Genomic DNA, 22,246 nt, shown 5'->3' with positions numbered 1-22,246 from the left:
CGTATTTTTTATAACTGTCCCGAGCCGCAAACCCTATTATTCCAGAGAAATGCGGGCTCTTTGTAATTCTTCCAGTGCTTTTTTGCCTTCCACCGCTTTTTTGACCGCGTTGACATCCGTACCCAGCTGCGCCATATAGTACTGGTAGCTGTTGCGTTTGACTGACACCAGAATGTCATGGAAAGCTCTTTCTCTCTCCTGCTTCGTGGACAATTCGGGGAGCGTTGTATGGAACAGCTCCGCTGCCTGCCTCTGCTCCTCTTCATCCTCAAACATGCTGATGATCCCCGCCGGCTGAAACTGTCCGTTGTCCAGCTCTGCGAACATCTTCTCCGCCACCTTGCGATACAATTCCTCCGTGAAATCCTCCAGAGAAATGTACTTACGTACAATCGTATACAGAGAAGGATCATCTCCGATCCAGGTGATCAGCAGTCTCTGGGACTTCCGTCCGCTCTCCGAAGGATCGCTCTTGTTCTGCACTCCGCTGCGGGGACGGGGAATCGGTCTGGCGATTCCCGTCTGGGAAGCATATCCTATGACCATTTTGCGCAGATCATCGGGACGGATCATATATTTTTCGGCAATGGCCTGCAAATAATTCTCCCGCTCCAGATCTTCCGAAAATTCGCACAGTTTCTGTGCGATCTCCCGGTGGAACTTCGTCCGCTGTTCCGGATCACTCTGATCGTATTGTTCACTCAGGATACGGATCTCGAAGTAGAAACTGTTCTCCGCCTGATCGATTCTCTCCTGAAAAGCCTCTTTCCCCAGATTCTTGATAAATTCATCCGGGTCCTTATAAGGACGCATATTGATGACTTTACCGGTAAGCCCGGCCTCCCTGAGAATACCGATGCCCCGTAGTGCCGCCTTGGTTCCGGCACCGTCGCTGTCGTAGGCCAGCAGGATGTTTTCCGCATAACGGTGTAAAAGGTTAGCCTGTTCCACCGTAAATGCCGTTCCCAGGGATGCCACCGCCTGGGTAAATCCCGCCTGATGCATGGCTATGACATCCATGTAGCCCTCGCACAGGATAATATTGCCCGTCCGGGCAGTCCTTGCGAAATTCAGTCCATAAAGATTCCTTCTCTTATCGAAGATCATGGTCTCCGGTGAATTCAGGTATTTCGGTTCCCCGTCTCCCATGACTCTGCCGCCGAAGCCGATGACCCGGTGGTTGATATCCTGTATGGGGAACATGACACGATTCCAGAACTGGCTTCGCAGTCCCCGCTGTTCAGAAAACATTGCCAGTCCGGAGTCTTTGATCTCTTCGTCCGTAAAGCCCTTTTTCCGCAGGTACTGTACCACCTGCTCGCCGTTTTTCCCGGCATAACCCAGTCCGAAATGATGCATGGTCTCATCGGTCAGCTTCCGCCCCGTCAGATACCGCATTCCCACTTCGCCGCGGGGATCCCGCAGCATATAATAAAAATATTTTGCCGCTTCCTTATTGACTTCCAGCAGCCGCATACGTTTGCCGGCTTTTTTCTTCTGTTCCGGTGTCTCCTCCACTTCGGGAAGCTTTACCCCGGCGCGGTCCGCCAGGATCTTAATAGCCTCCGGGAAGGTATCGTTTTCATATTTCATAAGAAACGTATATACATTTCCGCTGGCATGGCATCCGAAGCAATAATACATCTGTTTGTTCGAAGACACCGAAAAGGAAGGTGTTTTTTCGTTATGAAAAGGACAGCAGCCCCAATAGTTGCTTCCCTTTTTTTTCAATGAGACATAGCCCGATATCACATCCACGATGTCATTTCTGGCTCTGACTTCTTCTACCAGTTCTTCGGGATAATACACGTTTTTTAACTCCTATTTTATCTTGTACCTATCTCTGCCAGGATTTCGGTATGTAAATATCCTCGTATACCGCTATGGCAAACCGATCCGTCATCGCTCCCACATAGTCGCAGACGACCTTCTCTCTCGGTTCTCCCACGGAAAGAAGATTGAGATATTCTTCCGGCAGATCATCCAGATGCTTCAGGAAATGCTGGTACAATGTCTCCATCAGCATCTCTGCTTTCCCCTCTTCGCTCTTCGCTACCGGGTTCTTGTAAACTCTCTCAAACATGAACTGTCGTATCTTCGTCATGGCTTCCGCCACCGGCTCCGACATCAGGATGTCTCCCTTGTCCATGCTGTTGGTCACGATGTCATGAATGAAATGATCCAGTCTCTCGGTGGGACTGCTGCCGATCACCTCACAGATGTCCTTCGGCACATCCGCTTCCGTGAGGATTCCTCCGCGGATGGCGTCATCCATATCGTGATGAATATAGGCAATTTTATCGGAAAGTCTGACGATCTTGCCCTCCAGGGTGTGGGGCTTTCCAATGGTCTGGTGGTTTCTTATACCGTCTCGCACCTCGTAGGTCAGATTCAGCCCCTTGCCATCCTTCTCCAGAATGTCCACGGTGCGGACGCTCTGTTCGGCATGTTCGAAGCCAAAAGGGCATACTCTGTTCAGCGCACGCTCTCCGGCATGTCCGAAAGGCGTGTGTCCCAGATCGTGTCCCAGCGCAATGGCTTCCACCAGATCCTCGTTCAGCTTTAATGCCTTGGCTATGGTTCTGGCCGTCTGGGATACCTCCAGCGTATGTGTCAGTCTGGTACGGTAATGGTCACCCTCAGGTGTCAGAAATACCTGGGTCTTATCCTTTAGCCTTCGAAAGGCCTTGCAATGGATAATACGGTCTCTGTCTCTCTGAAACACCGGCCGGATATCACATTGTTCTTCCGGTCGCAGACGTCCTTTGGAGTTCACACTCAAGGATGCGTACGGACTTAAATAATCCTTTTCCCACTGTTCCAAGTTTTCTCTGATCGTCATAGTTCCTCCTGCCCCTACTTCTAATATTCTGTGCCTGTCTTAAAAATCCTTTTCTTTCTTTTGAAAAAAATAGTCATTTTTTCTGATTTAAATTATCTGCACACAGAATAGATGAATTCCGCATTCTTATCCATGGCCTCACTGGCCTTTTTGAAGGGTGACATCTGAAAAACATGCCACATTCCGGGGAATCGGTCGATATGGGCAGCGACCCCGGCTTTGATCAGATTTTTATATAGCCGCAGAGAATCGTCCAACAGGATTTCATTCTCTCCCACCTGAATATAGACGGGCGGGAAACCATGAAAGTCTCCAAACAGCGGAGAAATATAAGGATCCGTCAGGTCTCTGTCCGGGGCATAGGCCCTGGTCATACGGTCGATGTACTCTTTATCCAGTACCGGATCCAGTTCCGCCTTGGTCTGGAAAGTCTTGCCCTCGCCGGTAAGATCCGTCCAGGGAGACATCAGCACGATTCCTCTGGGAAGCAAGCGCTCCTGCTCTTTTAATTTCAACACCAGTGAAAGTGCCAGATTACCTCCGGCCGAATCTCCGGTAATGATCACATCTCTTGCTCCGTAGCCCAAAAGCATCAGATAGTTCCAGGCTTTCATGGCATCCTCCGCAGCTGCCGGATACGGATGCTCCGGTGCCAGTCTGTAATCAAAGCACAGCACATCCATGGAAGTACCCGCCGCCAGCTTCGATGTCAGGGTTCTGGCATAGATACTGCTGCCGGTGGAATATCCGCCACCGTGGCAATGCAGGATCACATACTTTTTCATATGAGCCCGGTTCACACTGACCCACTCCGCATCCATGCCATCGATGTCCACGGGACGGTACTGGATCTCTTTACTGTTGCCAAGCAGCTCGCCGATGTGATCCTGGGATTGTCTGTGCTTCTCCAGATCCGGATTCTCCACAAGTCCATGGGCCCTGCGAATGAGCTGCATCAGATTCTGGTTGTTCCTCTCACTGTTTTTTCCTACCAGTGTCATAAGTTCCTCCTGTTCACCAAGTTTTCTCGTAACTATTCAGCGCCTCATTCGCAAAATCGCATCTCCGATGCTTTCCCGAACAACAAGTTCACTTGTTGTTTGCTCATCTGAGGCTGCTTCGCCAAAGAAATATTGTCCAGCCGTCTTACGAATGCGAGCATTCGACGAGGCTTTGCCAATATTTCATGGCTCTGAATAGTGATCAAAAGTGCAATCTTCTGCGCACTGCATTGCGCAGTCTCCTCCGGGATAAAAGGGTGGCGATGGTGATATCGACGATCACGCAGATCGTCAGCACGATAGCCGACCATCCCAGTGCGATCTCCTGTCTCAGAAACCGGTCGATCAGAAGTTCCAGTCCCACGCACAAAACAGCGATTCCCGAGATCAGGTACAGGGCCCCTGTCAGGAAGGACATGGGGAGCTTGCGGATACAGAACATCACCGCTTCCACCACTGCCGTCACCAGCAATACGATCGGCAGTCCCAGTCCATAGAACCAGCTGTTATGTCCCGTCAGATAAGTCAGCAGATATAGATACACGATCACTGCCACTCCATCCAGAAGGATCGACACATAAATGGGCTGTCTCGTATAAATAACCACAGGGATCATAATAACCCACAATACCAGGACTACGCCGATCACCGCCAGAGACCACAGACTGCTGCGGAACACAAAAGCGTTTAACAGCCCACAGGTTACTGCCGTGGCCAGTACAATAACCGTCAACAGTACTCCCAGGTCTTTCCTTTTTACCACTTCCACCTGTCCCTTTTCCCTCGGGAACGGGGAGGGCTGCTTCTCCGGTTCCGGTGCCTTGGGATTATAGACCGGTGTGTCGCACAGAGGGCACTTCGTTGCCGAAGCATCCAGTTCCACACCGCAGTTCACACAATATGACATAAGCATTTCCTTTCCAACCGGAGGATCTACCGGTTACTCTCGATCTTCACATGAATACCGTCCTGTACCAGCTTGCGGAAAAACAGTCGTTCCACATCCGTCTCCGCAATACTGCTGGCAAAATTGATGGTCAGAATATCTTCAAAGCTGGCAATGGCACAGTTGGTTCTTGTGGAGAACGGCTGTCCCATATAGATATCAAAACGTTCGATGTATGGCTTCATGGTCTCCGGCACTTTCAAAGCTCCCATGTTGGTCAGTCCCGCCGAAGAGTTTTTGTCCTGGATCTTCGTATAGAACTGGCGAACCACCAGATCCTTGATAAACAGCGGTACCACACGGATAAACGGGTTCCTCTGGGTCTCTGCGTTGGTGGTGATATCGCCCCGCAACAGCTTTTCATTCAGATAATACCGCATGTAATTGTGCACCTGGATCACGATCTCTTCAAAAGTGTATTCTCCCAGTCTTGGGTCGATCCCCGGATAGATCATGGTGATAAAATTCCGCAGAGTCTTCGATGGGAAAAAGCGCCGCAGATTCACCGGCATGGCAATCTTTACCGGACGTAATTTTAAATGCCACTCACTCTCCTGCTTCTGCATCAGTGCATAGAGCAGAACCGCATTGAGATATTCCGTAATGGTGGCATTATAGCTTTTTGCCACCTTCATGACCTCTGCCACCGACATAATACCGTCTATGATGTTCAGGGTATAAAAGGGCTCCTTGGTTCCCCGGACACGGTAAGTCTTCTCCCCCGGTCTGGGCGGGCACACCTTGGCATTGGCATATTTCATGTAGGCATCTTCCAGTTCTCCCGGATCCGGCGTCTCTAAAATATCCAGCACAAAACCGCCGTTCTCAATCTCCGTATGCCCCTTCAGGCGCAGATAAGTGGCCGTCAGAGTCTGCAATACGCACATGCCTCCGGTACCGTCTCCCAGACTGTGATGGGCCTCCAGAGCGATCCGGTTCCGGTAATAATAGATTCTTACCAGATACCGGTTATTGGCCTTGAAATACATGGGCTGACAGGGATTTTTCACGTCCTCCTGCACAAATGGGCCGGGGCGGTCATTGGGCTCCAGGTATCTCCAGAAGACACCCTTGCGGATAGCCGCCTTATACGTCGGAAAACGAGGCATTGTCAGATTCACCGCCCGCTGCAGCATCTCGGGATTGATCTCCTCCTTTAAAAGAACGGACAAACGATAAACGGAAGAAAAATCTCTTCTCTGTAAGGTCGGGTATACGATGGCCGACAGATCCAGTTTGTACCAGTCCTTGTGTACTTTCGATGCCCTGTCTGTCTTCGTTTTGTCTCTTCTATTAATTGCCACGGTTTTCACCCCTTTCCTGGTTTTGTATTATATTTTTCAGAAACGACAAAGGCGGCAACCTTTCGGTCACCGCCATGTGATGCAGAAAGAGGGACTTGAACCCTCATGGTATCACTACCACACGGACCTGAACCGGGTGCGCGTCTGCCAATTCCGCCATTTCTGCGAACAAGATATATCTTACAGTATTTAATTAAAAATGTCAACACTTTTTTCAAATTACTTTAAGTCACTTGAAAAAGTGATGCAGAAAGAGGGACTTGAACCCTCATGGTATCACTACCACACGGACCTGAACCGTGCGCGTCTGCCAATTCCGCCATTTCTGCGAACAAGATATATCTTACAGTATTTAATTAAAAATGTCAACACTTTTTTCAAATTACTTTAAGTCACTTGAAAAAGTGATGCAGAAAGAGGGACTTGAACCCTCATGGTATCACTACCACACGGACCTGAACCGTGCGCGTCTGCCAATTCCGCCATTTCTGCGAACAAGATATATCTTACAGTATTTAATTAAAAATGTCAACACTTTTTTCAAATTACTTTAAGTCACTTGAAAAAGTGATGCAGAAAGAGGGACTTGAACCCTCATGGTATCACTACCACACGGACCTGAACCGTGCGCGTCTGCCAATTCCGCCATTTCTGCGAACAAATGTATATTACAACAACCGGCTCCAAATGTCAACACTATTTTTCGAATTATTTAAACTGTATGCAAAATAATTACGATTTCTGCGTTCTTCGGCCTTGTAACTATTCAGACCCCATTCGCAAAATCGCCTCTACGAGGCTTCCTTTTTGCTCATGAGGTTACTTCGCCATGTAAAACTGCTTATCTGCCTGAATGCAAGCATTCGCAGAACACAGTTTTGCATGGCTCTGAATAGTTACCAATTATTTTACATTTACATGTAGGAACTGAACAGATTGCCTGCATTGTAAGTGCCGATATATCCTGCTGTTCCGGTGTACAGACTGCTTCTGGCGGAAGCATGGTCTGCTGCAAAATTGATCATGGAACTCTGTGCGGATACACGATAACCATAGGAACCGTTCCCCTGGAACAGGTTCTTCACAGTATTCATATCGGCTTTCATAAAGGTATCCTTGTCCAGAGACAGGGTGCCGTCATTTTTCATAGTGATACCGATCTTCGCCAGCTGCTTACTGTTGGCAATGGTGGTATTCCCCAGCGATTCCGTGCGGTTGTTCACTGTGGTATCGCTCACATCATCCACAGCAGCCATCACGCTGTTGTAATTCTTCACAAAGCTGTTCACCGCATTGTAGATGGCACTGGTATCATAGCCCTTGGTCGTGGTCTCTATACCATTCTCATCCTTGGTGGTGATATCCTTTTGTGCGAACAGATCATTTTTACCGGCAGCCAGTAATGTATCTGCGGATTCCTTCAAAGCATCAGTGGCGGTCTCTACCTTGGCCAGTGCTTTCTTCGCGGTCTCCGTCGTGGTGTCTTTCTTCGTTATGTCGGAAGCTGCGGTTTTGGATGCGTTGTTCTCCTTGCCGTAATAAGCCTTCATCAGCTTGGCATAGCTGCCGTTCTTAATACTTGCATAATCTGCCAGCCAGTTGCTGCTTGCCGCATTGGATGCCGTAGAGCTCAAACCGGAAAACAGAAATGAATAATTGGTCTTTGCCTGAATATTAATACTCATCACAGTCACCTCCGTGTCAACTGTTTTGAATCGGCCTTTCAGCCATTAGTCCTTTTATATCAGTTACAGTATACTACTTATTTCAGATTTTTCCAAGGTTTGTTAACTGTTTTTTGAAAAAATCCCATTAATTGAGTATTTTTTCCAGCATGGCCACCCGGTTGAAGGGAAAGGAGAAATAATAGCCGTCCGCAAAATCCTCCGTCATGGTGATTACTTCCTTTGCAAGCTGCACACCGGCCTGCTCTCCCTCTTCTCTGGTCATGTCCGCCCGGTATCTTGCCAGTACTTCGTCCGTCACGTCGATGCCTGCCATCTCGTTCTTCATAAAGGTGGCATTTTTAAGACTCACGAAAGGCATGATCCCGCAGAGAATCCTTGCTCCGGTCTCCTCTTTGATCCGGCGCACTCTGTCCGCGCTCTCCTTCGTGGATATGGGCTGCGTCAGGAAAAATGTGGCTCCTGCCGCCATTTTCTTCTTCACTCTGCCGATCTCCACTTCAAGATTACGCCTGCCCTGATTGATGGCTCCGCCGTAGCTTACCGGTGCCTGCGTGAACTGCTCCTCGTTCATGTCCGCAAGGATCTGCATGAGACCTACGGAGTCAAAATTGAACACACTCTTTACCGTGGTACGCACCATGGAGGGGATCGGATCACCGGTGATCACAAGGAAATTGTGAATCCCATTGATATAAGCTCCTAATAACTGGGAGCGCATAGCGATGGCATTTTTATCCCGGCAACAGATATGGGGCATGACACACATACCGGTCTCCCGCGCTACTTTTTCCGCCATGAGAATAGAATCCGCTCTGGTACGTCCCGAAGGGGAATCCGGGAAAGTCAGCACATCCACTCCGCTCTTCTGTAGCAGATGTGCCGCATCCATCAGTTTTTCGTCATCGATTCCCATGGGAGGTGCCAGTTCCACGGCGATCAGCTTTCGGTTCCTGCCCTCCGCCTCTTTGGTATGATAAAAAGAACGGTCTTCCTTCGGTGCCTGCTGTTTCTCCGGTTCTGTGTCTTTTTTTGCCTGTGGGTACTGGGTCAGATCCAGCTTTCCGGCAAGCTCCGCGATATATTCCGGTGTCGTACCGCAGCAGCCGCCTGCCATATCCACTCCAAGGGCAGTCATCTGCTGCATTCTGTCCACAAAATAGTCTTTGTTATCCCCGGTGAAGAGCATACGGCCGGTGACCATCTGAGGATACCCCGCATTGGGAAGGGCTGTGAGAAGTTTTCCTTCCGGTTTTTCCAGTATCTGCAGGATCCGGTGCATATGGGACGGACCCACACCGCAGTTAAAGCCCACGGCATCGATCTCCTTTGCCTCACCCGCTCTCTGTAAAAGCTTTCTGGCACTTAATCCTGCATTGCTGTAGCCGAACTGGTTTACAGAGAATTGTACCGTAATAAATGCCTGTTCCCCGATCATTTTGATCGCAGGCAGGAGCTCTTCCATCTCGGAAAAAGTTTCAAAGACAAAAAAGTCCGCTCCCTCTTCCAGAAAAATATTACAAATTTCTTCATATTCTCTGCTTAAAGCATCTTTCTGTGCCATGGCCTCCCCTGGAATCTGGCCAATGTCCGCCGCTATGTAGATCTCTTTCGTCTCTCCGGTGGTCTCTCTCCACTCTGCCACTGCTTCCCTTGCCAGTCGAAGCCCACTGCGCAGTGTCTCTCCGATCTGTTCCCGGGGTATATCCATGCAGAAGCTGTTAGCAGCAAAGGTATTGGTTCGTAAAATCTGTGCTCCTGCTTCCAGATACTCTCTGTGGATCTCCTTTACCCGCTCCGGAGCCTCCAGATTCGCCAGCTCCGGTAGCTGCCTCGTGTCGTGTTTTCCTCCGTAATAAGTGCCGAAAGCTCCGTCAAACAGAATCTTTTTCTGTTGGATTCTTTCACGGATCTGTTCTTTGGTATGTTTTGTATTATTCATGATCATATCCTTTTCGTCTTTTCACAACTCTCCTCTGTCAAAACGAGCAGGTCTGCTTCCGCAAGCCTGCTCGTTAATCAGCTTCCGTAACTATTCAGAACCACATTCGCAAAACCGCTCTTTCAGAGCTTACTTTTTGCTCTGAATAGTTACAGCATACCATATTATTTTTCAGAAAAACAGTAGCAAATTTAATGATGACTGTAAAAAGCTAATGTAAAAGTGCCTTGCAGATTCCTACGAATTTTCTTGTATTTAAAACACCAATATCGGCGAAAAAAATACAAAAGCAGGTAATTTTGTATTATAAAAATGCTTTATTTTCGCCAAGTTGCAAATAAAAGAAATTCCGTACAAAAATTCCTGATTTCGGAACTTTTTTGTACGGAATCCAATGTTTTTATACTATTTACACCAAACTGACTTATCAGTTACTTCTTCTGTCGTGTCAGGAGCGTAACAGCTGCGCAGTGGCTCGTTGGTAAAGCCGAGGTGATATGGGGATTGGCTACAACGGGTAAATGTGTCTATATCGTCCCTTACATATATTGAATAATCTTGGAATATAACTCATTAAGACGTGGAGCACAAAAAGCCCCCCAGCTTATTGATATACGTAAAATCATCCTGATAGATTTCTATATCTACTTCGTTTAATACGGTATTCCCTGTATTTCCCTGTGCAAATTTTCTGCTTAATTTTTCAGTCTTCAGTAATACATCAGCCATCAACCGCACCCTCCCTTTCATTTAAAACTAATGCTTTTTTTCTGCTGTCCGCTTTCCCTGATGCTTCATTGCATCCAGCTTCATCTTATATGCAAATGCTTTCTCACTTGGCTTCAGATTCTCTCTATGCAGGTTAGAGTCAACCATTGCCACAACTGCCTGATCATCATCCAATTCCCTTATCACAAGCATTACCGGAACTACATATTTTTCTATCTCAGGCAATATCTGATATGAAAATCCAGGATTATCCATATTATAGGTAAAAATGAACAGACATTCATTCCTATATTTCTTCAGAAGATTAATTATATATTTGCTGACCAAACACAACTTTCTTTTCATCATACGCATAAACTGCAAAAGTTGTATTTCCCTCCTCACGATATGCATAAAAATATATATAATTATCTAGTCTTTTATACATATAATTATTTAAAGCAGCATAAGTATTCTCATAAGCGTATTCCCGAAGATTAATTGTTGTATTCTCTCTTATCTGTTCTGCACTTGCATACAGTGCGAAATTATAATATCTCATAGATTTTCTCCTAGCATTTTCTTTATTGTCTGGAGTCTTGAAGTAGAAAACAATACCGGATCAAACAAACCGTATATGAATCCAACCTCGTCTCTGGTAATTCCAAGTACCTCTGCCACTTCATCTACAGCATTTCCCGGATAATCATATTTTTTGATCACCTCAATAACATCTGCATATCTTGTAATAAAAGTCATATACAATTCAGCCGCACGAAGCTCCCGTTTGTGAATCTCAAATGCATCATAGCGGATACTTCCATGCGGAATGACATTCTCGCTGTCAATACCTCCCCAGACCTTAAGCCAATACATAGCTCCCTTTTTCGCTTCCTCCAGTGAACTGTATGAACGAATAAATTTACCTCTTGTATTAACACTATAACAGGATAATCTTCCCTGAAACGATTTTTCAAATTCTTTCATTGAACTTTTATCTTACTTTGCAGGGATTTCCAATGGTCCTCGCACATCCTCAAATCGCTGATAAAAAAGATTATACGCTTCTACTTTTGCATTCATTTCTTCCACAGGTCAATGGTCCGCCGTGAGCCCTACTGTCTAAAAGCGTGGATGCTTGCTGATTTTCCAGCTCCACCTGATACGAATTTTACAGTCAGTTATATTGATGACTGCGTAGCCGATTATCTGGCTCCCGCCTATTACGTAGTTACACCAATTGATGATTATTCCAATAACTCTATCTACATAAATGAAACAACGGATACGTCTGACATTTCTTATTTTACCACACTTGCTCACGAAGGATTCCCTGGGCATCTCTATCAGACAGTTATGACGTATCAGTCCGGCATCCAGCCGGTACGCTCACTGCTCAATTATTCCGGTTATGTTGAAGGCTGGGCTACTTATGCCGAGCTGCATTCTTACCATTATGCCACTCTGAATGAAGATGTAGCGACTTTAATGGAATTAAATCAGGATGCCACCTTAAGTCTCTATGCATCCACCGACATTGGTATCCATTACAAAGAGTGGACGATTGAAGACACCAGAGAATTCTGGAATAATTACGGGATCAACAATGATGAAGCAATCGAAAATATTTTTGAGCTTATTGTAGAAGAACCAACTCATTATCTGAAGTATTATATTGGTTTTCTGGAATTTGAAGAATTAAAAACAGAAACAAAGCTTCTCAATATTAATAATTATAATGACAAATCCTTCCACCAGGCAGTGCTCTCCATCGGACCTGCACCATTTGATCTGATTGAAAAATATCTGCCGGCTTATTACACATATATAGAGTAGGATTTTGGTTGAAATAGCAAGAACCGGGTGCTTTTTAAGTCACCCGGTTCTTGCTATCGTCTTTATAAAATTCTCTTTCAGGAATTTAAACTTAGCACTTTGAAAAATACTCGCACATATCCTGACACGCTTCCTGCGACTCTTCCCAATCAGGATCTAATACATTAAATACATGGCCTAATACATGTTCTCTTCCGACATACTCTTTGTATACGTGTGAAACCCCTGCATCAACAAAAATCTTATGAAGCCTGCAGTCTTCCTCATAAAGTAACGGATCTGTCTTAGATGTAATGATCATAATGCCTGATAAGTCCGTTTTATCCAGCAAATATGGAATGGATATATTCTTTATATATGTCTCATCGTTCACATGATCTTTAAGGACATATTTGCGAAGAAAACGACTTGTCGTATCTTTGCCGTCTTTTGCTGTATATAACTCCGTCATAGGGCAGTTGGCAACCACCCCACGGATCCCGGAATCAACCGGACGTATCTGATAATACTCCTGCAGCTGTACACTCTTTTGAATTGCAGCTACCAGCATTGCATAATGGCCACCCGCACTGTCACCTGTTACAAATAAGCGGGAACAGTCAAAGCCATAATTTTGTGCATTCGCCTCAATCCAGTGAAGTGCCGCAAATATCTCACGCATTACTTCGATAAAATCAGCTTCCGGCTGAAGCGAATAATTCATATTAACGACACGGTATCCTTTCTCTGCAAAAACTTTACTGTATGCGTCGTTAACAAATTTTTCACACTGGGTATAACCACCCCCATGGATCACCAGAAGAACCGGCAGTTCACCGACTGTATTCTGCGGACTATGTATATCCAGATTGTGATCAGGATTGGAATCTCCCATATAGTTTAAGTCATATAGGCTATCTACAGAAAACTGCAGATTCTTTTGTTCAAAACGTTTTTTATTATCTTTGATCTGTTTCTTTCTCAAATAACGGAGTAATAAATCCGGACGCATTTTATTCTCTTCCTACGCTTTCCAAATCTGTACCTTTTGTTTCTTTCACCTTTGTCATCAGAAGAATCATGGAAGTGATCAATGTAGGCATTGTGATGATGAGACAGGCTGTCGTAATAGCCATGCCACCAGCCAGCATAACTGTCAGAAGGATTAATCCTGTAAACAGACCCACATAAGATAACAGAGTGATCGCAGCTGTTGAAGATGCTCTGTTTTCCGTTGGTGCCTTCTCTGCAGCCATGATCCACATGTAATCTCCAACCTGATAATAAGAACCAAGGTAGAGACCATAAAGAAGACCTACCGGGATTGCACCCCAGCCGTTTTTACATCCTAATGCAAAAAGCATAAATGCAATGATGGAAGTTGAACCCATGATAACTGCTGTTTTCTTTCTTCCAAGACTGTCTCCCATGAAACCACAAAGCAGTAACAACGCTGCAAACATGAATGGGAATGCAAACAGTGCTTTTGTAACTTCTTCTGTAGCCATTCCGTTTGTTGTCATGATTGATTCATAATAACCTGTCATCGCCATAGTAGAGAACATATATAAGTTTGCACAAAGTACTAACCAACGCAGATCCTTATGTCTAAGGAGCAGTTTGATGGTAGCCCACATTCCAACTTTGTTGGCGGATTTCTTCTGCTCTTTTGCAGCTTCTTTTTCAGCAATTCTCTCTTCCAGCGGACGTTCCAGAACACTGATTCTTTCTGCAAGGTATACCTTTGTCTCTCTGGCAGTTAACAGACAGAGTGTTGCAATTGCAATCGCGATCAGTACCGGTACGAAGAATACCATACGCCACTTTGTCGGATCGTTGCCCATAAAGATTCCTCGAAACAGTGGCACAAGTGCCAGTCCCAGAGTACCGATGCATTTCGTGATACCGTAGAAACGTGTTCTCTTATCTGAAGGAGCAACTTCAAGAATATAAACAACCTGCATATCATGTGCAATGAAAAATGTAGTGATCATTGTTCCGATAATATAGGAACCGAAAGACTTAGACACAAAGCATAAGCCTAATCCAAGTGCCATACCATAAGTGTTGATCACAAGGAACGGTTTACGGCCAAATCTGTCCGCCAGTGATTTGTAGAATGGTGCCACAAGCTGAAGCAGAAGTGTTACCCCACTAAAGGAAGCCAGCACAGCCAGACCATTCTCATAGGTCATGCCCTGTCCGACAACAAAAAAGTCATTAACGACAGATGATTGTACATAAGCTGCACAGTTCGAAGCAATCTCATCAATAACATGTACAAGTATTACGAGTACGAATATCCATTTGATGTACTTCGCAGTTTGCGGCTTTTGATTAATCTTTCGCAGCCTGGTTAGTTCTTTTTGTTCTTTTTCTTTTCTTTTTTCGAGTGTCATTATAATTTCCTCCACAATAAATTATATAGTACATATACCATGTATACCAGATATAATTGTACCGTCAATGAGAGAATAATTTAATGATTACATTAGCTTGCGGAACAATGCGGTCAGATCCTCTACACTTGCATCCTTGGGGTTACCGGGTGCGCAGGCATCTGCATGTGCGGACTCTGCCAGGAAAGGAAGATCCTCTTCCTTCAGTGCTTCCAGCTTGGAAGGAATTCCTACATCCTCGGACAGCTTGCGAACGGCATCTACAGCAGCCTTACGATAGGTTGCCTGATCCATCTGGTCTACACCTTCCACTCCCATAGCACGAGCGATCTCACGATACTTTTCACCGGTGCAGTCAGCATTGTACTCCATAACGATGGGGAGCATCATTGCGCAGGCTACACCATGAGGGGTATCATAGACAGCACCCAGCGTATGTGCCATGGAATGGGCAATACCAAGACCTACGTTGGAGAAGCCCATACCTGCAATGTACTGGCCCAGAGCCATGCCTTCACGGCCTTCCTTGGTATTGGCTACAGCGCCGCGCAGGGACTTGGAAATGATCTCGATTGCCTTCAGGTGGAACATATCGGTCATCTCCCATGCCGCCTTGGTGGTGTAACCTTCGATTGCATGGGTCAGAGCATCCATACCGGTAGAAGCAGTCAGTCCCTTGGGCATAGAAGACATCATCTCGGGATCTACCACAGCGATGATGGGCATGTCATGAGGATCTACACAGACGAATTTACGCTTGCGCTCTACATCGGTGATAACGTAGTTGATCGTAACCTCAGCTGCGGTACCGGCTGTGGTGGGTACTGCGATGATGGGTACACAGGGTTTCTTGGTAGGTGCTACGCCTTCCAGGCTGCGTACATCTTCGAATTCAGGGTTGGCAATGATGATACCGATGGCTTTGGAGGTATCCATGGAAGAACCACCACCGATGGCGATGATATAATCTGCACCGGATGCCTTGAAAGCAGCCACACCGTTTTTCACATTGTCAATAGTAGGATTAGCCTTAATATCGGAATAAATTTCATAAGCAAGACCTTCTTTGTCAAGCAGTCCGGTTACTTTTCCGGTCACACCGAACTTGATCAGGTCGGGATCGGAACATACGAATGCCTTCTGAAAAGCATGAGCCTTTGCTTCGGTTACGATTTCTGCAATTGCTCCTGCACCGTGATAAGAGGTCTGGTTGAGCATAATTCTGTTTGCCATGATACATAATCTCCTTTCGACATAAAAACAATCTTATTGATAATTTTATTCTAACTGCAAACATCGCATAAAGAAAGTGACAGTTTGCCCCGACTGTCACTTTTTACAGAAAGTTCACAATGTGTACATCTATTTTAGTAATTTTTCACAAATATTTTTGGTGATTTTTTCACTACCGCAATACACCCAACTGCTGAAATAATTCTGTCACCGGCATAGGAAGTGCACTTACCAACAGCGCCGCCATCTGCTCCGGCGTTCTCTCCCTCGGAGCGAAAATCCATTCCACAGTCATATCAATAGATCCTCTGCAATAAAGCTGCAAGGGAAATAAAAGGTTCTCTTCAGGCTGTCTGCCGGTCTTACGCCTGATCAGCTGTGTATAGAAATTCAGGATCAGCTCGTAGTCATGTTCCTTTAGAGAATTATGATCATCCGATCGGAATGCCCCAGCAAAAAAGACTCTCTCATTTTGAATGAATTCAAACTTTCTGGTCAGTCCTTCGTATACAGTAAGTCCGTCTCCCATCTGGGCAAAAGATTCCAGTAAGAGCTTGTCGAAATACCAGTTGATCAGGTCATATTTGTCCTGGAAGTTCCGGTAAAAAGTCTGCCTCGTCACGCCGCAGGTCTGCACGATCTGCGTCACGGTCATGGCATCGGTGCCGGAAGCTGCCATACACTTTTTCGCCGCTTCCGCCAGGCGGTATTTTGTTTTATCCGCTGAAGTTTCTTTTGTACTCATGCTGTCACACCTCTATGGTACTACCGGTTTCGACTTTCCATAGCTTTCCGGTAATTCTGCTTCCAGTAAAGCCGCTGCATCTCTGACGCAGTCGATGCATTCTCTCTTTACAATGCCATCGTTGATGCCTTTTAATTCCTTACAGATCACGGTTCCGTTCTGCTCCTTGAAGCTCTGAATTATCCTTCTGGACCCTTGCATGGTCTGCTGCGGATTTTTATTGATCAGTCCCAGTACATTGACCGCTCCGATGACAGCTCCGCAGGTGGCTTCCATGCTGCCACCGATACCTGCCGCAAAGCCCTGGGTAAGATTCCTAGCCGTCTCTTCATCAATTCCCGCCAGATCACAATACGTGCATGCCACTGCCTGCGCACAATTGTAGCCACACATTTTTCTTTCTGCTGCTTTTTCTACTCTTGATTCCATAACTGTTGTTCCTTCTTCTGTTTATATTTTTCCAATAATCATCTGTAGTGTATTTTCTGTTATGTATTATATCAGAAATAAATCTAAGACGCCATCGTCATAATTTTCTATCTTTACATTTCTCCCAAACTGTTCTAAGTGTATAAATAATTCCTACAAATTTCAAAATCATGTTGACATTGCTGTGGGAAGATGTTATTATCATTCTTGCGTGATGCGAGATAGTAATTATTTTGTGTCGCTATGCGGAAGTGTCGGAATTGGCAGACGAGCAAGACTAAGGATCTTGTGGTAGCAATACCGTGTGGGTTCAAGTCCCATCTTCCGCATTACGTTTTTAATAAAAAGCCTTGAATTTTCAAGGCTTTTTTCTTTTGCTATTTTTGTTACACTTTGTTACATTGCCTTTGACCCGAAAACCTTGGCGAATACATCCGCTTTTTCTGTGAGTGGAGTAACAGAGTGAATATAATATTTTTGAGTGGTTGATATATCCTTGTGACCAGCAAAATCGGAAATCATTCTATCTGGTAATAATTGGCTGTCATGCAGTTCAGAGATACAGGTTTTTCTGATTGCGTGATTTCCGCTAGGTTTACCAGAGATAATGAAGCGGTCTTTTTCATTTCTTACGCCATTACATCTACGAAGTACATTATTCACAGCATATTCATGCATTCTTTTTCCAGACTTACTAAGAAAAATATAATCTTCATCACTTCGCCCATTGGTTTTGTTTTCATCAAGTGCCATTTTAATATATTTTTTGGCGTCTGGTGTTAAAACCAAGGTTCTAATGCCTGCATCGGTTTTGGGGTGTTGTGCAACTTTGTAGCCATTGCGGACAATTTTACCATTTTCATCTTTGGTGTAGTTTTTGACCTCACCTCTGCTAATATGAATAGTATCTCCGTCAATATCACTTTCACGAAGTGCCACAAGTTCGCCAATACGCAGAGCAAGATTGAAATTTAAACAGATTGCTAAATAAGCGGTGTTTTTTGTTTTTTCAAATTGTGCAAGTGCTTCTTTGATAACGTCGCTTTTGGTGGTGCTGGAATATATAATTTCTTCTTCTGGCTTTGCTTTTGCTTCAAAGAAAACATTTTTTGAAGGCATAGCAATTTGGCGTGGTAGATTTATCTGCACCATATTGTGACTAATGCAATAATCATAGAGTTGGTTCATTAACCCTTTGACTTCTACATATTTCTTTTTGGTAAGGTTTCGTTTTGCTATTAGTTCTAAAAGCCAATCTGATAAATCCCCCACTGTCATTTTTGAAAGTTCTACTTTGATAATGGTACTGTCTTTAAAATAGGTGTTCCAAACCCACTGCAATTTATTGGCTGTGCCTTTTTCCGAAGATAAATACTTATATTCAAGAAAGTTAGGGTAAATAGTTGCCATTGTTATCTTGTCTGTTTCTTCCTTTGCTTTGTAAAAATCAACAATGAAATTTTCAAGGTTCTCTTTTGTGGCTCTGGCTACTAACTTCCCATATTTGCTACCGTCTGGAATTTTGGTTTTCCATCGTCCATCGTCAGCGAGCCAGATTTTGTATTTTTCAGTATGCTTTAAAAGAATTTTTTCTCTTTTCATAAGTTCTAATTCTTTCAGCACATCATTCTTACTAATCATAGCTCTCTCTGTTGCTTCTAGCAACTCTTCTTTCGTGCATTTAACACCATCGATATTACATACATTTGAATTCATAAACGACCTCCTTTTCGGAAGCCAAACGCTTGCAGTTTGCAACTCTGGGAAGCGTCTGGAAGTTATGAACTCGCGCGCGTGTTCTTGTTACAGCCTTATCGTAGCATGCTCGATAATTGATTTTTGGAGGTCAAAAATTGAGAACAGCACATTGCACAAAAAAGCAGAATGAACTTATAAAAAACGAAAAAGAAAGGGATGTACAGAAAGAAAATCAGTGTTTTGAGATTGATAATTTTTTTATTTTTGTTACATTTTTTCCTTGACATTTTAAGCACCAAAAATAAAAATCAATTTTTCAGTATTTGGGCATTAAAAAAAGCAAGCGTTTTGTGTGCTTGCTTAATTGATTTATCTGGCCTTTTGATGATGGCATACTATATCTCGTGCTTTGGCTAGGTTGCCAAGTTCTAGTTGTTGGGCTATTTCCCGTAGCCTTTTAATAATTTCTAGTAGGCGGTTATGTTCTTCAACCATCTCATCTATTTTTTGGCTGATTTCTTTTGCTTCGCTTTCCATCTGCTTTTTATATTCTTTTGCAGATAGTCCGCCCTCATGACCAACTGCGCCACGTTCTACATCAAAACCATGGGCTTGCAAAACGATTGGAAGTTTATCATGTATAGATTGGATAAATTCCCTGGTGATGAGTGCTTTTGAAGATAAGCGACCCTCTGGGGTTATAAGCAAAATGTCAAGATGTAGATGGTTCAATCCCCCCTCATCGCAGTGAGCCACCGCTTCAATTACATTGTCTTTGCCAAGTCTTGCGCCCATGTATTTAATGATTAGTTCAAAATAGTCATCCATTCTGTCGGGCGGTAGTTCTTCGGGATATGAGAAGATACATTCACATATCCAATTACTGTCTTTCCTTACCCTGTGCCCTGTGTCTATTACTTTTTCTTTTATGATTGCTTTGCAGTCCGCATATACATTCTTTTTCGGTGCTACATATACTATATTGTTGGCAGAGCGTTCATTATCAATATCTGGGTTGCTTTTGTGGTTCTTGTGCAATCGTCTATTGTGTCCATCAATGCCAACTAATGCGCCAGCCTTGTAGTTCTGGCAGTGAAACGAAAATAAAGCCATATAATTCCTCCTCTCTGTGCGACCATTTACAAGACCGCCTATGCTTCTAAATCTTGTAAAGGTCTAAGCCCCTATACCTTTTGCAAAGGTGGGGCTCAAATTATCTTTCATCATCATTGTAACTGGGTGTTTGTCGGTTGTACTTCTCAAAATCATCTCCCCATTGGTCTGCATCGTCCTCGGCATCCCAACTATCAATTATCTTTTGCGCTTCACACATTAAAGTATGAAATGCAATTATCTGGTCTAATGTCATATCATCTTCATTCATGTAAAATCCCTCCCTTCATAAAAAATATGAAATTTGGCTATATAGCACAATTTGAAGTTTAAGCGGTCTTGCATACTTCCTAATGAAACCAATAAACAGCCTTGTTGCCTTACTTGACATAGGCAACATTTTTGGCGGAGTAGCAGAAAGGGAGAACGCACATGACACTATTAGAGATAATAGAGAAACAAAAAGAGGAATAGAAAATAAAAGAGTTGGCATTAAGCCAAAAGATTACCAAAGAGGAAGCGTCTTGGAGATACTACAAAAGCAGAGCATTTAAGTCCATATTTGAAACCCCGCAGTTTTATAATATGAAGCATGTAAAGTATTTAAACCATGAAGAATATCGACTTTTTAAGATACCATTTCAAACGGGTAATAAAAGGACTTCCGCCCATGTTGAATATGAAGAAATCGGCGGAGTAGAGTATAATAAAGCAACCAAGAAAGAACGCACAAAAGAAAGCAAGGAACATAGCGAGCAGTCATCTTTAAGCAGAACCAAGCAAAAAATCTATAATTATGCTTTTTCTAACGATTGGAGCAATGGATTATTTTTCACAATCACATTTGATCCAAAGCAAGTAGATAGTTTTGATTATGATAAATGCTATAAACGATTACACCAATTTCTCAAAAATATAAAAGACCAGAACCCAGATTTTAAATATATCTTTGTTCCAGAATTCCATAAATCTGGGAGAATTCATTTTCATGGTATCGGTACAAATTGCGATAGGTTAAAACTTGAAGATAGTGGAATAAAAAAGAACGGGAAGAAGATTTATAATGTCAATTCCAAAACTTTCAGATATGGATTTACAACAGTTTCAAAAATTGAAGACACCCAGAAAGTGAGCAGTTATATAACCAAGTACATCACAAAAGAAATGATTACCGCCACCAAAGGAAAGCACCGCTATTTATGTAGCAGAAATCTTGACACCGCAGAAGTGGAGAACATCATGCTTGATGATGTTGAAAACTTTATGAAATCCGTTGAACTAAATCCCAAAGTCTGCAACCAAAAGAAATACACCAACGAGGAAACAGGGCAAGAAATTACATATATCAAAGTTAAAAAATAATTTTCTATATTCTCATAGCTTGGCGTGATATAATTAACTTTACAAATAAGAATTCGCAGAGGTGATTTATATGGATAAAAACGAACAGTGGTTGCAATGGGCGGTAGAATTACAAGCTATTGCTCAAGGTGGTTTGTTTTATGGGAAAGATAAATTTGATTTAGAACGTTATGAAAGAATTCGAGATATTTCAGCCGAAATGATTAGCTTTAAAACAGAAATATCTATTGATAAAGTAAAAGATTTATTCTGCAATGATATAGGATATCAAACTCCTAAAATTGATACAAGAGCTGCAATATTTAAGAATGGAAAAATATTGTTAGTTCATGAAGCTAATGGCACGTGGTCATTGCCAGGTGGCTGGTGTGATGTCGATATTTCAGCAGAGGAAAATACAATAAAGGAAGTCAAAGAAGAAGCGGGGCTTGATGTTATAGTAAAACGTGTTATTGCAGTTCAAGATAGAGAGAAACATAATCTTCCTATATATGCATATAAGGTGTGCAAGATATTCATGCAATGTGAAGTGATTGGTGGTGAATTTACAACTAATATTGAAACAATAGGTTTTGACTATTTTGGAATTGATGAACTTCCAAAACTTGCAGAAGAAAAAAACAATAGGGAACAAATTGAGATGTGTTTTAAAGCCATGCAATCAGATACGTGGGAAGCTTTATTTGATTAGTTCCCAGTTTGTTGAAACCGACAAACCCCAATTTGTCGGCTTGTTCAAAATAATGTGGAGATGGTTTTGTTACTTTTTTGTTACTTTTGAAAATGATGTGCTGAAAAGCCCCTTTCTATCGTATTTTTTGAGGTACAAATTCATTCAAGTCCCATCTTCCGCATTATTTTTTACTTTAAAAAGTTCAGGAATAGGGTGTTCCTGAGCTTTTTTCATTTGTAAAAATAATGATATTAGGGTGAGACTCTTTCAAGCGTAAACGTCAAATCCTGCGCCTACCCTTAAATTTAATGCCGCTTTTATGAGCGGCGTGGTTTCCGGCATTCCTCGGGA

Annotated in this window: 22 protein-coding genes, 5 tRNA genes and 1 pseudogene; 5 read left to right on the top strand and 23 right to left on the bottom strand. The window is 43.7% G+C overall.

Annotated elements, in window-relative coordinates; genetic code table 11:
• Positions 1 to 36: 36 nt before the first annotated feature.
• The 15 genes and pseudogenes from dnaG to DW835_RS15725 all read right to left on the bottom strand — a co-directional run bounded on the left by dnaG (position 37) and on the right by DW835_RS15725 (position 11,415).
• Complete coding sequence (gene dnaG, locus DW835_RS15790) at positions 37 to 1,809, bottom strand: DNA primase (RefSeq protein WP_118504767.1); 1,773 nt, start codon at positions 1,807 to 1,809, stop codon at positions 37 to 39.
• Positions 1,810 to 1,837: 28 nt separating this feature from the next.
• Positions 1,838 to 2,842 (bottom strand): deoxyguanosinetriphosphate triphosphohydrolase, encoded by a 1,005-nt coding sequence (locus DW835_RS15785; protein WP_022313269.1) that lies wholly within the window; start codon positions 2,840 to 2,842, stop codon positions 1,838 to 1,840.
• Between the two features lie 92 nt (positions 2,843 to 2,934).
• Entirely contained in the window at positions 2,935 to 3,843 is a 909-nt protein-coding gene (locus DW835_RS15780) for an alpha/beta hydrolase (RefSeq protein WP_118731403.1), read from the bottom strand.
• 202 nt (positions 3,844 to 4,045) lie between these two features.
• On the bottom strand, positions 4,046 to 4,750 hold the full coding sequence (locus DW835_RS15775) for a DUF6320 domain-containing protein (RefSeq protein ID WP_118731402.1): 705 nt from the start codon (positions 4,748 to 4,750) through the stop codon (positions 4,046 to 4,048).
• A gap of 26 nt (positions 4,751 to 4,776) precedes the next feature.
• The gene (locus DW835_RS15770) at positions 4,777 to 6,093 is read right to left on the bottom strand and encodes an alcohol acetyltransferase (protein ID WP_243037217.1); all 1,317 of its coding nucleotides are present in this window, start codon (positions 6,091 to 6,093) and stop codon (positions 4,777 to 4,779) included.
• A gap of 80 nt (positions 6,094 to 6,173) precedes the next feature.
• Positions 6,174 to 6,259 (bottom strand) — tRNA-Leu (locus DW835_RS15765).
• Positions 6,260 to 6,338: 79 nt separating this feature from the next.
• Positions 6,339 to 6,422, bottom strand: a tRNA-Leu gene (locus DW835_RS15760).
• 79 nt (positions 6,423 to 6,501) lie between these two features.
• Positions 6,502 to 6,585, bottom strand: a tRNA-Leu gene (locus DW835_RS15755).
• Between the two features lie 79 nt (positions 6,586 to 6,664).
• Positions 6,665 to 6,748, bottom strand: a tRNA-Leu gene (locus DW835_RS15750).
• Positions 6,749 to 7,007: 259 nt separating this feature from the next.
• Entirely contained in the window at positions 7,008 to 7,778 is a 771-nt protein-coding gene (gene fliD / locus DW835_RS15745; protein ID WP_118731401.1) for a flagellar filament capping protein FliD, read from the bottom strand.
• Positions 7,779 to 7,905: 127 nt separating this feature from the next.
• The gene (locus DW835_RS15740; protein ID WP_118731414.1) at positions 7,906 to 9,720 is read right to left on the bottom strand and encodes a bifunctional homocysteine S-methyltransferase/methylenetetrahydrofolate reductase; all 1,815 of its coding nucleotides are present in this window, start codon (positions 9,718 to 9,720) and stop codon (positions 7,906 to 7,908) included.
• A gap of 573 nt (positions 9,721 to 10,293) precedes the next feature.
• A complete protein-coding gene (locus DW835_RS18115; RefSeq protein ID WP_182430336.1) occupies positions 10,294 to 10,449 on the bottom strand; it encodes a hypothetical protein in 156 nt (51 codons plus the stop codon).
• Positions 10,450 to 10,494: 45 nt separating this feature from the next.
• Positions 10,495 to 10,662 (bottom strand): annotated as a pseudogene (locus DW835_RS15735) (chromosome partitioning protein ParB); the annotation flags it as partial.
• Between the two features lie 91 nt (positions 10,663 to 10,753).
• Positions 10,754 to 10,990: a hypothetical protein gene (locus tag DW835_RS15730; RefSeq protein ID WP_118669538.1), complete on the bottom strand. Its 237-nt coding sequence runs from the start codon at positions 10,988 to 10,990 to the stop codon at positions 10,754 to 10,756.
• Positions 10,987 to 11,415: a hypothetical protein gene (locus DW835_RS15725; RefSeq protein WP_147353736.1), complete on the bottom strand. Its 429-nt coding sequence runs from the start codon at positions 11,413 to 11,415 to the stop codon at positions 10,987 to 10,989. The genes DW835_RS15730 and DW835_RS15725 overlap by 4 nt, the downstream gene beginning before the upstream one ends.
• A gap of 147 nt (positions 11,416 to 11,562) precedes the next feature.
• Between DW835_RS15725 and DW835_RS15720 the strand changes: the two genes are divergently transcribed.
• A complete protein-coding gene (locus DW835_RS15720; RefSeq protein WP_243037215.1) occupies positions 11,563 to 12,264 on the top strand; it encodes a DUF885 family protein in 702 nt (233 codons plus the stop codon).
• Between the two features lie 91 nt (positions 12,265 to 12,355).
• Here the strand turns inward: DW835_RS15720 and DW835_RS15715 are convergent, their stop codons facing one another.
• The 5 genes from DW835_RS15715 to DW835_RS15695 all read right to left on the bottom strand — a co-directional run bounded on the left by DW835_RS15715 (position 12,356) and on the right by DW835_RS15695 (position 17,049).
• Positions 12,356 to 13,255 (bottom strand): alpha/beta hydrolase, encoded by a 900-nt coding sequence (locus DW835_RS15715; protein ID WP_118669536.1) that lies wholly within the window; start codon positions 13,253 to 13,255, stop codon positions 12,356 to 12,358.
• Position 13,256: 1 nt separating this feature from the next.
• On the bottom strand, positions 13,257 to 14,642 hold the full coding sequence (locus DW835_RS15710) for an MFS transporter (protein WP_118669535.1): 1,386 nt from the start codon (positions 14,640 to 14,642) through the stop codon (positions 13,257 to 13,259).
• An 87-nt stretch (positions 14,643 to 14,729) separates the two neighbouring features.
• Positions 14,730 to 15,875 (bottom strand): lactaldehyde reductase, encoded by a 1,146-nt coding sequence (gene fucO / locus DW835_RS15705; RefSeq protein ID WP_118669534.1) that lies wholly within the window; start codon positions 15,873 to 15,875, stop codon positions 14,730 to 14,732.
• Positions 15,876 to 16,047: 172 nt separating this feature from the next.
• On the bottom strand, positions 16,048 to 16,620 hold the full coding sequence (locus DW835_RS15700) for a TetR/AcrR family transcriptional regulator C-terminal domain-containing protein (protein WP_118669533.1): 573 nt from the start codon (positions 16,618 to 16,620) through the stop codon (positions 16,048 to 16,050).
• A gap of 12 nt (positions 16,621 to 16,632) precedes the next feature.
• Positions 16,633 to 17,049 (bottom strand): C-GCAxxG-C-C family protein, encoded by a 417-nt coding sequence (locus DW835_RS15695; protein WP_118669532.1) that lies wholly within the window; start codon positions 17,047 to 17,049, stop codon positions 16,633 to 16,635.
• Between the two features lie 245 nt (positions 17,050 to 17,294).
• Here DW835_RS15695 and DW835_RS15690 point away from each other — a divergent pair.
• A tRNA-Leu gene (locus DW835_RS15690) sits at positions 17,295 to 17,378 on the top strand.
• Between the two features lie 67 nt (positions 17,379 to 17,445).
• Here the strand turns inward: DW835_RS15690 and DW835_RS15685 are convergent.
• From DW835_RS15685 to DW835_RS18110, 3 genes are all read right to left on the bottom strand, one after another.
• Positions 17,446 to 18,765, bottom strand: coding sequence for a tyrosine-type recombinase/integrase (locus DW835_RS15685; protein ID WP_118669783.1), 1,320 nt, complete (start codon positions 18,763 to 18,765; stop codon positions 17,446 to 17,448).
• Positions 18,766 to 19,116: 351 nt separating this feature from the next.
• Positions 19,117 to 19,860: a plasmid recombination protein gene (locus DW835_RS15680; protein ID WP_118669784.1), complete on the bottom strand. Its 744-nt coding sequence runs from the start codon at positions 19,858 to 19,860 to the stop codon at positions 19,117 to 19,119.
• A 100-nt stretch (positions 19,861 to 19,960) separates the two neighbouring features.
• Positions 19,961 to 20,131, bottom strand: a complete 171-nt coding sequence (locus DW835_RS18110) for a hypothetical protein (RefSeq protein WP_182430335.1) — start codon at positions 20,129 to 20,131, stop codon at positions 19,961 to 19,963.
• Between the two features lie 82 nt (positions 20,132 to 20,213).
• Between DW835_RS18110 and DW835_RS17830 the strand changes: the two genes are divergently transcribed.
• The 3 genes from DW835_RS17830 to DW835_RS15670 all read left to right on the top strand — a co-directional run bounded on the left by DW835_RS17830 (position 20,214) and on the right by DW835_RS15670 (position 21,913).
• The gene (locus tag DW835_RS17830; RefSeq protein WP_147353735.1) at positions 20,214 to 20,414 is read left to right on the top strand and encodes a hypothetical protein; all 201 of its coding nucleotides are present in this window, start codon (positions 20,214 to 20,216) and stop codon (positions 20,412 to 20,414) included.
• A gap of 31 nt (positions 20,415 to 20,445) precedes the next feature.
• The gene (locus tag DW835_RS15675) at positions 20,446 to 21,222 is read left to right on the top strand and encodes a hypothetical protein (RefSeq protein ID WP_147353734.1); all 777 of its coding nucleotides are present in this window, start codon (positions 20,446 to 20,448) and stop codon (positions 21,220 to 21,222) included.
• Positions 21,223 to 21,292: 70 nt separating this feature from the next.
• On the top strand, positions 21,293 to 21,913 hold the full coding sequence (locus DW835_RS15670; protein WP_118669786.1) for an NUDIX hydrolase: 621 nt from the start codon (positions 21,293 to 21,295) through the stop codon (positions 21,911 to 21,913).
• Positions 21,914 to 22,246 lie beyond the last annotated feature (333 nt).

It is taken from the genome of Clostridium sp. AM34-9AC, assembly GCF_003480225.1.
GTDB classification, from domain to species: domain Bacteria; phylum Bacillota; class Clostridia; order Lachnospirales; family Lachnospiraceae; genus Acetatifactor; species Acetatifactor acetigignens.
This window is presented reverse-complemented; position numbering and strand designations above follow the sequence as displayed.